Source organism: Paenibacillus riograndensis SBR5 (assembly GCF_000981585.1).
Lineage (GTDB): Bacteria > Bacillota > Bacilli > Paenibacillales > Paenibacillaceae > Paenibacillus_AQ > Paenibacillus_AQ riograndensis.
The window spans coordinates 3,764,452-3,777,807 of record NZ_LN831776.1; the positions used below are offsets into that span (position 1 = coordinate 3,764,452).

The 13,356-nt window shown below is 49.6% G+C and carries 15 protein-coding genes; 13 read left to right on the forward strand and 2 right to left on the reverse strand.

Translation table 11 applies throughout. The features are described from left to right. The first annotated feature begins 33 nt into the window (after positions 1-33). Together PRIO_RS15705 and PRIO_RS15710 are read left to right on the forward strand one after the other, a co-directional pair. A complete protein-coding gene (locus PRIO_RS15705; RefSeq protein WP_020432065.1) occupies positions 34-1,485 on the forward strand; it encodes a PTS transporter subunit EIIC in 1,452 nt (483 codons plus the stop codon). 136 nt (positions 1,486-1,621) lie between these two features. Beyond that, a complete protein-coding gene (locus tag PRIO_RS15710; RefSeq protein ID WP_020432066.1) occupies positions 1,622-1,936 on the forward strand; it encodes a hypothetical protein in 315 nt (104 codons plus the stop codon). A gap of 95 nt (positions 1,937-2,031) precedes the next feature. Here PRIO_RS15710 and PRIO_RS15715 read toward each other — a convergent pair whose 3' ends face one another. Beyond that, positions 2,032-2,244 carry a hypothetical protein gene (locus PRIO_RS15715; protein WP_019911210.1) on the reverse strand — a complete coding sequence of 71 codons (213 nt, stop codon included), beginning with the start codon at positions 2,242-2,244 and terminating at the stop codon, positions 2,032-2,034. Positions 2,245-2,488: 244 nt separating this feature from the next. Here PRIO_RS15715 and PRIO_RS15720 point away from each other — a divergent pair, with 244 nt between their 5' ends. The 4 genes from PRIO_RS15720 to PRIO_RS15735 all read left to right on the forward strand — a co-directional run bounded on the left by PRIO_RS15720 (position 2,489) and on the right by PRIO_RS15735 (position 6,063). Beyond that, positions 2,489-3,007, forward strand: coding sequence for a sigma-70 family RNA polymerase sigma factor (locus PRIO_RS15720; protein WP_020432072.1), 519 nt, complete (start codon positions 2,489-2,491; stop codon positions 3,005-3,007). 64 nt (positions 3,008-3,071) lie between these two features. Continuing rightward, complete coding sequence (locus tag PRIO_RS15725; RefSeq protein ID WP_020432074.1) at positions 3,072-4,193, forward strand: hypothetical protein; 1,122 nt, start codon at positions 3,072-3,074, stop codon at positions 4,191-4,193. Beyond that, complete coding sequence (locus PRIO_RS15730) at positions 4,190-5,182, forward strand: ABC transporter ATP-binding protein (RefSeq protein WP_046503374.1); 993 nt, start codon at positions 4,190-4,192, stop codon at positions 5,180-5,182. The genes PRIO_RS15725 and PRIO_RS15730 overlap by 4 nt, the downstream gene beginning before the upstream one ends. Then, positions 5,179-6,063, forward strand: a complete 885-nt coding sequence (locus PRIO_RS15735; RefSeq protein WP_020432079.1) for an ABC transporter permease — start codon at positions 5,179-5,181, stop codon at positions 6,061-6,063. The genes PRIO_RS15730 and PRIO_RS15735 overlap by 4 nt, the downstream gene beginning before the upstream one ends. Before the next feature lie 101 nt (positions 6,064-6,164). Here the strand turns inward: PRIO_RS15735 and PRIO_RS15740 are convergent, their stop codons facing one another. Beyond that, entirely contained in the window at positions 6,165-6,491 is a 327-nt protein-coding gene (locus PRIO_RS15740; protein WP_020432081.1) for a catDE operon transcriptional regulator CatR, read from the reverse strand. A gap of 177 nt (positions 6,492-6,668) precedes the next feature. Here PRIO_RS15740 and PRIO_RS15745 point away from each other — a divergent pair, with 177 nt between their 5' ends. From PRIO_RS15745 to PRIO_RS15775, 7 genes are all read left to right on the forward strand, one after another. Then, positions 6,669-7,451 carry a GTP cyclohydrolase II gene (locus tag PRIO_RS15745; RefSeq protein WP_020432083.1) on the forward strand — a complete coding sequence of 261 codons (783 nt, stop codon included), beginning with the start codon at positions 6,669-6,671 and terminating at the stop codon, positions 7,449-7,451. A 56-nt stretch (positions 7,452-7,507) separates the two neighbouring features. Further along, on the forward strand, positions 7,508-8,563 hold the full coding sequence (locus PRIO_RS15750) for an ABC transporter ATP-binding protein (protein WP_046503377.1): 1,056 nt from the start codon (positions 7,508-7,510) through the stop codon (positions 8,561-8,563). Positions 8,564-8,642: 79 nt separating this feature from the next. Continuing rightward, on the forward strand, positions 8,643-9,437 hold the full coding sequence (locus PRIO_RS15755) for an ABC transporter permease (RefSeq protein WP_039790676.1): 795 nt from the start codon (positions 8,643-8,645) through the stop codon (positions 9,435-9,437). Positions 9,438-9,485: 48 nt separating this feature from the next. Next, positions 9,486-10,229, forward strand: a complete 744-nt coding sequence (locus PRIO_RS15760; RefSeq protein ID WP_197545456.1) for an ABC transporter permease — start codon at positions 9,486-9,488, stop codon at positions 10,227-10,229. A gap of 286 nt (positions 10,230-10,515) precedes the next feature. Beyond that, positions 10,516-11,493, forward strand: a complete 978-nt coding sequence (locus PRIO_RS15765) for an ROK family protein (protein ID WP_046503381.1) — start codon at positions 10,516-10,518, stop codon at positions 11,491-11,493. Between the two features lie 96 nt (positions 11,494-11,589). Further along, positions 11,590-12,411 (forward strand): DUF427 domain-containing protein, encoded by an 822-nt coding sequence (locus PRIO_RS15770; RefSeq protein ID WP_052741464.1) that lies wholly within the window; start codon positions 11,590-11,592, stop codon positions 12,409-12,411. A gap of 52 nt (positions 12,412-12,463) precedes the next feature. After that, the gene (locus PRIO_RS15775) at positions 12,464-13,240 is read left to right on the forward strand and encodes an IclR family transcriptional regulator (RefSeq protein ID WP_046506962.1); all 777 of its coding nucleotides are present in this window, start codon (positions 12,464-12,466) and stop codon (positions 13,238-13,240) included. The last annotated feature ends 116 nt before the right edge of the window (positions 13,241-13,356 follow it).

Genomic DNA, 13,356 nt, shown 5'->3' on the forward strand with positions numbered 1-13,356 from the left:
CATAGCCAAATACGAGAATAGGGGATGAACGGAATGTTGGCTTTTCTGCAAAAATTGGGCAAGTCACTGATGCTTCCGGTAGCTACACTGCCGGCGGCGGCAATTTTGCAAGGGTTCGCACTTATTAATTATGAAAAGGATTTCCACTTGGGGGCAATAGGCAGGTTCATTAACACCTACATTGCACCTTTCCTGAATGCAGGCGCCGGAGCAATTTTTGGCAATCTGGCATTGATTTTTGCCATCGGGGTTGCGATCGGATTTGCCGGTGATGCGGTTGCGGCGCTGTCCGCTCTGATTGCCTACCAGATTCTCGACAGTATCCTCAAGGTCATTCCTGCACAAATGCCTTTCATCGGCGATGATGTCAAGCTGAACATGGGTGTTCTTGGAGGGATCTTTGTGGGAGCGTGGGCTGCCTTCCTCTATAAGAAATACCATAATATAAAAATGCCGGATTGGCTGGGCTTTTTCGCCGGCAAACGGTTTGTTCCGATCATTACAGCGGTAACTACAATAGTATTGTCTGTTCTCGTTGGAATGATCTGGAGTCCAATTCAAGATGTGATTAGTGATTTTGGTACTTGGGTGGTTGGACTTGGCGGTGTCGGCGCATTTATTTTCGGGACAGCGAACCGTCTGCTCATTCCTTTTGGCCTCCATCATGTTATCAACGCCATTGCCTGGTTCCAAATCGGTGATTTCACGAACGCTGCCGGAGAAGTGGTGCATGGGGACTTGTGGCGCTTCTTCGCTGGAGATAAATCGGCCGGAATGTTCATGACAGGCTTCTTCCCGATTATGATGTTTGCATTGCCGGGAGCAGCACTTGCATTTATTCATACGGCTAAACCGGAAAAACGCAAAATGGTCGCATCTATCTTTATTGGTTCCGCGATTGCGTCCTTCTTAACCGGGATTACAGAACCGCTCGAATTCTCCTTCATGTTCATTGCACCTGTACTATATCTGGTTCATGCTCTGCTTACCGGCTTCGCCGGGTTCCTGATGTATGTGCTCGATGTAAAGCTGGGCTTCGGATTCTCTGCGGGACTCATCGATTATCTGCTGAATATGAAGCTGTCTACGAATGCGTGGGTTCTGATCCCTGTGGGTCTTGGATTCTTTGTCCTCTACTATGTGCTGTTCCGGTTTATCATCACCAAGTTCAACCTGAAAACACCTGGACGTGAGGATGACACGGAGGACGAAGCGCTGGAAGCTGATGTGAGCGGTGCGAAAATTTCGGCATCCTCCAGAGCGGTTAAAATTCTGGAGAATGTGGGCGGCCCGTCAAATATCCGCAACATCGATGCTTGCATTACTCGTCTGAGGCTGATTGTGAATGACGAGAAAGCGGTCAAGGACGCTGCGCTGAAGCAGTTGGGAGCTTCGGGAGTCATGAGATTGGGCCAGGGTGCGGTACAGATCGTATTCGGGCCGCAATCAGAACAGATCAAGGAAGATATCAATAAGCTTCTATAAAATAGAAAAATGCGTTTTTAAGCCACACGGGCGGATAATTCTACATCCTCCCGTGTTTTTTTATCCGGAGACTATTGCATTATCTATAATACCGAGTATAATACTTGGTATAAAAGGGATTAAGGAGTCGGTACACATGTCAGTCGATGATTATCTGGATCTTTACAACTACGCCAAAGCAATTAACGATGGACAGTGGCAGGCTGACATCATAGAAAGCTTGAAGAATCACAAGGAAACGGCTGCTGAGCAGCAGAGAATGGACAGCGTCAAAGAGCTGTGGAACCGGTTTGATGAGATCAACTTGCTTTTGATGGAGCTGTTCGACAAGCTGAGAAATCAAGAGGAAGACCCGGAGAGTGACCGCTGGAAAGAGCGGATCTGGGAGCTGAAGCTGGAACGGATTACACTGGCGAAGCAAATTCAGGAGAGATATATCAAGATCAGATAGATCTAATCATTGATGTATTGCTGTACAAGACAAAAAAAATGGCATGCAGTTGTCTGCTCTGCCAAGACCGCGAATGATTAATTTGACTTTTATGATTACTTGGACATTTGCATTCCTTCACGCATCATCGTCATACACATAGTCATCATTTCATCACAGTCCTGCATTTTCTTCATCATCATGTCCATATCCATGTCCATCATGCCCATTTCGGTCATCTTTTCCATGCACATCTTCATGGTGTTCATCTTGGACATCATGTCCTCCATGCACATGTTCATCATCATTTCCATACACATCTTTTCCATTGTCATTACCGCCTTTCGTTTTTTGATAGGTTCATCTTTAAAATTACTATATTTACCTGTGGTAAGCAATACTATGTGAGCTATTTGTCCCCAAAAAGCGGTTCCTTTCTTATACAGGAGCTGCTTTTTTTGTGTTGAATACGTGAAAACCAGAAATGTTATGATAATTATGCTGTATTCTGATACAAAATCGCTTTGGCATCCGTCTTACTTATAGCTGCAGCTAATAAGGAGGATTTACACAATGGAAATTCCGGAATCTGATAAGTTTCGAACCGTATTTTATGAACACTATCCGGTGGTGCGGCGCAAGCTCGCAGCTCTGGTCCGCGACGAAGCGGCAGCAGACGATTTAGCCCAGGATGTGTTTCTTAGACTATACCGCAATCCGCCGGATGACCCGAACGCGCTGGGCGCTTGGCTTCATAGAGTGCTGACCCGGATCGGATATGATTATTTAACCCAAAAAGCGAGGGAGCGGCGTCTCCAGAATAAGCAGGAGTTGCTGGTCAGCGCAGAGGCAGGCCCCCCTTCCGGTGAAGAGGCCGTGCTCAGCAAGCTGGACCAGGAGGATGTGCGGACTTGGCTGGACGGCCTGCCCGAGAGAGACAGGCAAGCACTGCTGCTGCGCTATTCGGGCTACAGCTACACTGAAATTGCCGGCCAAATCGGGGTAAACCCGCCGGTTGTCGGAACACTGCTGAACCGGGCTACCCATAAGCTGAAGCAGCAGGCGGTAAATTCATACCCTCAGACAGATTAATCACGTCCGAAATGAATCAATCAAGTGAATATGGTGCTAACAAAACTTTTAGGAGGACCCTCAAATGACCAATCCTTTGAAATATGATCCCGATAAACAACTTACGGATGAAGCCTGGGCGAACCTGCAAGCCAAGCTTGCCGCTGAGCCGGTGAATCCGGTATGGGCAGCATGGGGGCAGGATGCCAAGAATGTGAACAGAGCAGAAGGCAATGCGGCAGCCATACCGGACACACATCATATAGGAGATGCGGCACAGCCTTCAGCGAGTCCTGTGGCAGTCCGCGCTGCACACGAAAAAACCAAAGGCCGGACGACCCGCCGGAAGGGAATGACGCGCCGCCGGAAATGGGCAACTGCTGCGGCAGGTGCAGCTATATTTGCGGCTATACTCGCCACACCTGTAGGCAATACAGCCATGGCGGCCATACTGAGTCAATTCCGTGTACAGGAAGTTACAGCCGTTAATGAAGAGGATCTGCGGAGTTTGTTCTATCAGGCCAGCGGGGAAGACAATGTCAATGATGCTGTCAACAAATTTGGTTCATTCAGCTATTCATACGGTACGCTAAATGGAATGGTGCCAGTGAATGCATTGCAGGATAAATTGGGCTACGCTGCGCCGACCGGTGAAGCTTTTAACCACATCAAATCGGTGTTAGTAAACCCCTCACAGCAAATTACACTGACGCTGAAGGTGGATGAGGTGAATAAGGCGCTAAAGCGTCTGGGTGCGACCCGGCTGCTGCCAGAATCCGTTGACGGCAAGCCAGTCACACTGTCGATTCCCGAGTCCGTAAGCTATGATTTTACTACGGATGATCATTGGGCGAATCTGATGCAGATGAATACACCTGTGGTGAATGTAGATCCTTCTATTAACGTGGAAGAAGCTGTGCAGGCTATCATTGACTTCCCACTTCTCCCGGATGAACTGAAATCCAGTCTCCAGCAGAGCAGTATTCTGGCCGGCGACCTGCCCATGCCTGTGATCAAAGGGAACCATTCCGAGCAGATTACAGTGAACGGCATAAAGGTAATTATGGAAGCTACAGAGTATAGTAATGGGCCAGTATATAGCGCTACGTGGGTGAATAAAGGGCAGCTGTTTGATTTTTCCGGCGGATCGCTGTATCAGGATAAAGAGAAATTCATGAAACAGCTTCAGGAGTTGATTACGTTATGAATGTACCCGCAATTGAAGCACAATTACTGACTAAAGAATACAGTAACGGACGCGGCTGCCGGGATGTATCAATTACTGTTGAGAAAGGGGAAGCCTTTGGCTTCCTCGGTCCCAACGGCGCCGGTAAAAGCACCATTGTCAAAATGCTGGCGGGCCTGATCCGTCCTACCAGCGGGAGCGCGGCTCTGTTCGGGCATCCGGTCGGAACACTTGCAGCCAAGGCAAAGATTGGTTATCTGCCCGAGCTGTACCGGTATCAGGAATGGCTGACCGGAGAAGAGGTAGTCAGGCTCCATGCCCGCTTATGCGGTATCGATAAGTCTGTGGCAGACCGAAGGATACCGGAGCTGCTGAAGGAGGTAGGGATAGGATTGCGGGGACGTGACCGCGTGAAGCATTACTCCAAGGGGATGCAACAGCGGCTGGGTCTAGCCTGTGCACTTGTAAACGAACCGGAGCTCGTTTTTCTGGATGAACCTTCATCGGCACTTGACCCTATCGGCCGTATGGAAGTGCGGACTATACTGGAAAGGCTGAAGCAGCGGGGCATCACCATCTTTCTCAACTCTCACCTGCTTGAGGATGTTGAGGTGCTGTGCGACCGGATGGCGCTGCTGAATAACGGCGAGATCCTGCGGCACGGCAAAGTTACAGATATCTTAAACAAGCGAACTAGCTGGCATTTTAAAGTGGGCGGCTATTCGCCTTTTTTGCTGTCCTGGCTTATAGAGCTTACGGGGCTCCAGATCAGACAGGCGGTGGGGGACGAAGATCACCAAAAGGGCGGCGGAGCTGTGCCTTCGTCTGTTGAAGGCAGCACGGTATGGCTGGAGGCGGAAGTCGAGAGTGAGGAGCAAGTAGGCTGGCTGAATACCCTAATCATCGAGCAAGGCATGACCTTGTATGAGGTTGCCCGTAAAAAAGAACGGCTGGAAGAATGGTTCCTGGATGCCGTGTCCGGGCTCAACCAGAGGGGGGAGCGGGAATGAGAATCATACTAGGAATGACCTGGAAGGAACTGCTGAGGAAAAAGGTAATGCTTATGACTCTGATCATGACTGCCGTATTTCTGCTCGCATTCTGGTTTGTTGCGGCAACCGTGGGAAGCAGCGGGTCTACCCAGGTATCAAGCATCGCAAATGGGGGGAACCTGATCGAAAGTTTTTCGACCGGAGCTGTCGTTGTGTCCATGGGATTTTTCTTCGGGGCTTTTGTCATCGCCTTTCTGGCTATATTCAGTTCCTTCTCTTCTATTGCAGGGGAAGAGGAGCAGGGTGTCATGCAAGCTTTGCTGCCCCGGCCGCTGCCGCGCTGGAAATGGTATCTCGGCCGCTGGCTCGGCTACGTCACATTTGGGATTCTTTATGCGCTGCTTCTGTTTACTGCGATTCTGCTGATCGCGGATGCCCATGCGTCCATACCGCGGGACGGGGAGGCGCTTGTAATAGCATACCTGCTCTTTGCCTCTGTAGTCCCGCTGCTGATCAGTTTATCCATGCTGGGTTCCGGGTTGTTCTCGTCAGTGGGCAACGGTGTCTTCATGACCATGCTCTATGGAGCGGGCTGGCTCGGGGGAATGATCGACAAGCTGAGCGGTCAGCTTGGGTTGAAGGAAGAGGCGCTAAATACACTGAATAATCTCACAGGGATTATGTCTCTGCTCATGCCGGCGGATGGCCTGCAGCGCAAAATGACAGCGGAGCTGTTCAGTCTGGAAGATATGGGCGGCATGGTTGATATGAATTTCAGCTCTTTCTCGTTCATAGACATCAAGTCCGTTCCTTCGAATTCATTTCTAATTTATGCCGCTCTGTATATGGTTGCGGTGTTTGCAATCGGATTGCTGCGGTTTCAGCGTAAGGATTTGTAGTATGTGCTTCCATAACTAATAGATACAGCAACAGCAAATAGCGCCCTGACGGATTCCGTGGATGGAACCAGCAGGGCGCTATTTTGCTTGCAGGCCGGATGTCATTTGCCTGCGCCGATCTCGATCCAATCGGTAGACCAGTTGCCAATCTCTCCAAGGATAGGAGCCAGGGCATTTCCTTTGCTGGTCAACGAGTACTCGATCCGGACAGGCATCTCAGGATACACCGTGCGCTCGATGATGCCTTCGTTCTCCATTTCCTTCAAGCGGTCCGACAGCACTTTGCCGCTCAGATTGGAAAGGCAGCTCTCAATTTCACCAAAACGGCGGGGACCCTTCATCAGAACAAATACGATTAGCGCAACCCAACGTTTACTGAGCATATCAACTGCTTTTTCAAAGCGTGGGCACATTTCGAAATCATCCATAAAGATCACCTCGCATTCATTATATCATAAACTTACAATAAGTAATTATAAATATTTAAATATATATTATAACTTGACGAAGTTATATTACAATGATAAACTTACTTACAAATAGTTACTTGACGTAAAAAAAGTGAATACTTAAAATTTAAGAATACTGTTTAGGACGGTGCAGACATGATCAAACCAGATATCTTATCTATATTACAGAATAAAATCAAACGGATTACCATGGACGATTCCACCAATATACTTGTAGGCCCCATCACACTGCCGGTGAACCTGGACGGGGAGACGGTTACCTTCAAGTGGTACAGCTGGCTGAAAGCCACTGATGAGGAATTGCAGGGCGGGGACAGCAAAGAAGCGACGGAATTGCTGATTTCCCGGCTATCCTCGATGAATCTGGCCGAAGGGCAGCAATCGAGCGTCCTGGTCTATGGAGATTTTGCAGATTCGGATGAAGCGCTGATCCGGATGCACAGCATCTGCCATACCGGGGATATCTTCGGCAGCAAACGCTGCGATTGCGGCTTCCAGCTTCGCCAGTCCATGAAGATGATTGCACAGCACGGATCGGGTGCGCTGTTCTATCTGGCCAACCATGAAGGAAGAGGCATTGGCCTGTTCAGCAAGGCTATGGCATACATTCTTCAGGAAGAAGGGTATGATACTGTGGAAGCCAATCTGGAGCTGGGCTTTGCCGATGATTCCAGAGATTACAGAGATGCGATCAGCGTCCTGCAGCATTTGCGCAGCAAGCCGGTGACTCTGATTACAAATAATCCGAAGAAGATGGAAGCCCTGAAGGCAGCCGGAATGAATACCGGCAAGAGAATACCTCTGTGGGGCGACGTTTCAGTCTTCAATGAGAAGTACTTACGGACGAAGGTGAGCCGTTCCGGCCATCTGGAGGCGGTACCGGACGCTGATTTTTTTGAGGGACGAGTAGCCAAATAATTCAGAGATGATATAATGGGGTACTGAACCTAATTCTTAGCTTAGCGAGGTACATTATGAATGCGATACAAGTGCAGGACTTGCGCAAAACCTTCAAAGTCCAAAAAAACCGCGAGGGCCTCAAAGGGGCCTTCGCTGATTTGTTTAAACGGCAATATTCCGAGGTCACGGCGGTAAAGGATATTTCCTTCAGCATTCCCCAAGGTGAGATTTGCGGTTATATCGGGGAGAATGGTGCGGGTAAATCGACGACGATCAAGATGCTCACAGGCATTCTTGTTCCTACTTCGGGTACCCTCTCAGTCGGTGGTTATGTACCTTATGAGGAACGCGAGAAATTTGTGCGGAATATCGGCGTCGTGTTCGGGCAGCGCAGCCAGCTATGGTGGGATATCGGCGTTATTGAATCCTTTCAGCTGCTGCGCAAGGTGTACCGGGTGCCGGAGCAGGAATTCAAAAAACGGCTGGACGAGCTGGTGGAGCGGCTGGAGCTGCAGGATCTGCTGAACCGCCCGGTCCGCAAGCTCAGCCTTGGACAGCGGATGCGGTGTGAGCTGGTAGCCGCGCTTTTGCATAATCCGTCCATCCTGTTTCTGGATGAGCCTACAATTGGGCTCGACATTGTGGTTAAATCTGAAATCCGCCAGTTCCTTAAGGATATGAACCGTGAGCACGGAACAACTATTTTGCTGACCACTCATGATCTTCAGGATATTGAAGCGCTCTGTTCACGGGTGATTATGCTTGACGATGGGCGCATCATTTATGATGGCGGCCTGGAGGATCTGAAGCAGCGCTGGGGAACCGGCCGTGAGGTGGAGTTCCAATTCGGGACAGCCACGAAGCTGCAGCAGCTTATGCAGTGGACGGAAGGAATGCCGGTGACCTGGTCCTCAGAGAATGATCTGGGTGCAAAGGTCTGGATTCCGCTGGAGCTGAATGTTTCCGATGTGCTTGGACTGGTTGTGGGACAAGCGGACATTACCGATATCAAAATTATTGAAACCAATACGGATGATATTGTCCGCAGTATTTATCAATCAGGCTCAGCCGAGAAACCGGAAGATAAGATTCTTGCGCTGCAGGATGAGAAAGAGGTCATCCATGTCTGAACAGCTAAAGGCCGCGGCAGCCGCATCCTCCGCCGGAGGTTCTCCCGCCGGCAGTCCGCCGGTGAACGGTTGGAGGCTGCTGCTCGGCGCTTATTTCGATTTTATCCGTATCCGTTTTTTAACTATGCTGGCTTACCGCGTCAATTATTATTCCGGCATACTGATCTATACGCTGAATATCGGCGTGAATTATTTCACCTGGAGAGCCATTTACGGCGATGGTGAGTCCCTGGGCGGCTTTACAGGTGCACAGATGACGACATATGTTGCGGTATCCTGGATGGCACGCGCTTTTTATTTCAACAACCTGGACCGGGAGATTTCCACGGATATAAGAGACGGAAGCATCGCGATCCAGTTCATTAGACCCTACAACTACGTACTGGTCAAAATGATGCAGGGACTTGGCGAAGGCCTGTTCCGCTTCATGATGCTGATGATCCCGGGCATGGTGATTGCCATTCTGCTGTTTCCGGTGCAGCTGCCGACAGATTTGTCTGCATGGGCAGGGTTTCTTGTCATGCTTTTCTTCAGCTTCCTGATCAGTTCACAGATAAATATCATTACGGGATTATCGGCGTTTTTCGTCGAGAATAACGAGGGCATGATGCGTATGAAGCGTGTCGTGGTTGACCTGTTCTCCGGCCTGATCGTGCCGATCAGCCTGTTCCCGGGCTGGCTGTCCTCTGTCCTCGAAGTTCTGCCCTTTCAAGCCATCACCTATCTGCCGGGCTCTGTATTTACGGGACGGGTGCAGGGAGTGGGCATTTGGAATGTGCTGGGTATCCAGATCATCTGGTTCGTAGTGCTGCTGATTCCCATTGTCTGGCTATATCATGCGGCGCGTCAGCGGCTGTTCGTGCAGGGAGGGTGAGTGAAGTTGTATTACTTGGGATTATTGTTTGAGTATTTGAAGAATTATATGAAGACACGTCTGACGTACCGCGCCGATTTTTGGGTGGAGGTGGTGTCGGATTTGCTGTTTCAAGCGACCAACTTCATTTTTATTCTGGTCATCTTCATGCATACCGAGAGCCTTGGCGGGTGGAGCCAGAATGAAGTTGTGTTCGTATACGGCTTTTTCATGGTGCCTTTTGGCGTCTTCAGCTGCTTCGTGAACATGTGGGGCTTCAGCGAGCGCTATATTGTCAAGGGTGAAATGGACCGCATCCTGACCCGTCCGGCGCATAACCTGTTCCAGATTTTCCTCGAAAATGTGGACCCTCCGGCACTGGTCGGCTCGGTTATCGGACTGATTATCATGGGGATCAGCGGCAGCAATCTGGGACTGCCCTTTGAATGGTGGACGATTCCGATGGTGATTATTTTGACGCTCAGCGCAGTTGCCATTTACACGGGGATTTATACGACTCTGACTTCATTGTCGTTTTATTCGGATGCACCAACCGGCATTTTGCCGCTGATGTATAACATTCAGAACTACGGCCGTTATCCGGTCACGATCTATAACCGGGCAATACAGGTATTGCTTACCTGGATTATTCCGTTTGCTTTTGTCGGGATATATCCGGCAGCAATGTTTCTTCACAGGGAGGAGATGCAGGGCATGGCGCTGCTGACTCCGGTGGTGGGGGCGATATTCCTGGGGATTGGACTGCTGTCCTGGAATTACGGTGTCAAAAGATATAAGGGAGCCGGCTCATAAGGCAGGCTTCTCTTTTTACGCAGGCAAGGCAGATTGGCGGATGACACGCCAGCCTGCCTTTTTTTGTTATATAGGAAATCGATCATAAGTCTTCCTTTCGCTTCGCTGTGAAAACCAATCTGTTGCACAAAATGCAATCACAATATGAAGCGATACATTTTCATGCCACCAGGCTGTCCGGCCAGAAGTTCCAAAAGTGATATAAGATGTTATTTAAATCTCTTTCCACTGGTGCTGCAGTTCCTCATAATGATCATTGAAAAGTGTATCACTGAGGAGTGGGGAAATGAAAACGTATACCATCGGTGTCGATTTAGGCGGAACCAATATCAAAGCGGCATTGTTTGATGCCAGCTTTAATGCAATCGGAGAAATCTCCTTATCTACGGAAGCAGCTAAAGGCCCGGCACATGTGCTGTCGCGAATCCGGCTGGCTGTACAGCAATTGACAGAAGACAAAGGGATCCCCCTTCAGAGCATAACCTGCATGGGGCTGGGCATTCCGGGTCTGCTTGATCCCGAGGAAGGAATGTCCCTGTTTTCACCCAACTTTCCGGGCTGGGAACACATACATATCGTGAATGAAATGAAGCTTTATTACGATTTCCCTATTTTTATTGATAATGATGTCAGGGTAAATCTGTATGGAGAATGGCAGTATGGGGCAGCAAGAGGGTACAAAAATGTGGTTCTGCTGACTCTGGGAACGGGGCTGGGTTCTGGAATTGTGAGCGATGGTAAGGTAGTCTATGGAACCACGTTCAGTGCAGGGGAGATCGGCCATATGAACATGTTCAGACGAGGCCGTCCCTGCCGATGCGGCAGCTCGGGCTGTCTTGGAAGATACGTCTCGGCTGTCGGGATGGTGAACACCTTCACAGAAAAGCTGGCGGAAGGCAGGCCAAGCATCATTCAAGCCTGGACAAACGGTAACAATGGGCAGATAACCGCTCAAATGATCTCCGAAGCCTATGATCTTGAAGACCCGCTGGCTGCAGAGGTTATGCATGAGACCGGGGTCTTGCTGGGTTTTGGACTGGCGAATGTGATCAATCTGCTGAATCCGGAAGTCATTGTGGTTGGCGGAGGGATGTCTGCGGCCGGGGAACGGCTGCTGCACAGCGTCCGTGAAACGGTGAAGGACCATGCGCTGAAGCTGTCCGGGAGCAAGTGCAGTATTGTTCAGGCGGAGCTGGGGAGCCGGGCGGGTACGCTGGGTGCAGCGGTTTATGCGCACCGGCGGCTGCAAACGAAAAAACATTAAAATCCGATTGAAATAGTATTGATTAACCTTTGTGCTCATGCTATTATCATTTAAAAATAAATGATTCTCTATTAATGATAATAAGGAGCTGAGAGTATGGGTACGCAGGAACTGCAAGAGGTTAGGGAGCAACGCCCGCAGAAGCTGAATGTAAAGACCGACCGTATTGCCAAAAAGGTGTCCGTACGCTGGCGCGGGGAGATCATTGCTGAATCAACAGATGTGCTGCTGCTGCATGAACGGGGTCAGCTTCCGGTCTATTATTTTCCTGCGGGGGATGTGCGGAATGATCTGCTGACGGCAAGTGACCGGAAGAGCTTTTTCCCTTTGAAGGGGGAGGCATCTTACTGGAGTCTTCAGCTGGGAGACGAAATCAGCGAGAATGCGGCATGGAGCTATGAGCATCCGATTCCGGGGCGTGAAGACATTGCGGGGTATTACGCTTTTTACTGGAACGCAGTTGACGGCTGGTATGAAGAAGAGGAAGAGATTTTTGTTCACGCCCGTGACCCTTACAAACGTATTGATGCGCTGCGCAGCTCACGGCATATTGAGATTTATTTGAACGGGGTGAAGCTGGCAGACAGCACCCGGCCGGTGATTCTTTTTGAGACTGGTGTGCCTGTACGCTATTATCTGCCGGAGGATGATCTTAATACCGCACTCCTGGAATTTTCGGATTCCAAAACTGCCTGCCCTTACAAGGGACACGCTTCTTACCGCTCAGTGCGTATTCATGATGAACTGCACAAGGATCTTGTCTGGACGTATGCCTCCCCGATAGCGGAAATTCCGCAGATTGCCGGTTTGTTCTCTTTTTACAATGAACGGGTTGAAATATTTGTTGACGGAAAGAGACAGCCAAAGCAGGCGTGGTACCGCAGTGCTCTGGACTTCTTTAACGAGAACGAAATATAATTTTATATGCAGAGCATCTTGAAACAAGAGGAGTCGTTGGCTGGTGCAAAAAATGAACGGGACGCAGACATTAAGCCGTGCGCTGGATATTCTATTCGCTTTGGCGGAAGAAAGCGGAACTCTGACTGTGAGCGAAATCGCCCAGAAGGTGTCCATTCCGGAGAGCACGACATACCGCTTCCTGCAGACCCTGGAACAGAACGGAATTATAGAGCGGAGGGGGAAAAACCAGATTGGTCTGGGATTGCGCATCCTTGATCTTGCCCGCAGCCTGAACATGCAGTTTCAACGCGATCTGCTGCCGCTGGCGCTGCCTATTATGGAAAAGCTGACGGAAACTGTACAGGAAACCTCGGTGTTGTTTGTGCGCACAGGAGTGAATGCCGTATGCATTCAGAATGTAAAAAGCCGCGGTTTGATCCAGTTTTCAATCGAGAACGGGAGAATTCTGCCACTGCATCTGGGTGCATCAGGCAAGTGTATTTTGGCTTTTGAAAACCTCAAGGTTACGGAACGGATTATGTCTTCCCTTGAGAATGATCAGGAAAGAGCGCGCCTGAGCGTTGAACTTGAGCATATCCGCGCAAGGAACTACTGCATTACCAAAGGGGAAGTGGACCCTGATGTATTCGCAATCGCTGCTCCCATTACCGATGGGCAAGGGCCTGTCATCGCCAGCCTGTCTGTTGCCGGCCCCAGCTTCCGCTGTAATAAAGAGCATGACAAGGCAATTATTGCGAGGGTAGTGAGTGCTGCGGAAGAGTTGTCAGCTCTTATGGGGAATAAGCAGGGATTTAATCCCGACAAAAAGACTCAAATTAATAGTTGACAATAAACATCACGGATAATATTATTAAAACACGATAATTGTTTATCACATATTAATAATCAATTGACTGACCATTCATATGGAGGTCTTGTTTTCTGCCAAACTGCGGAGGATAA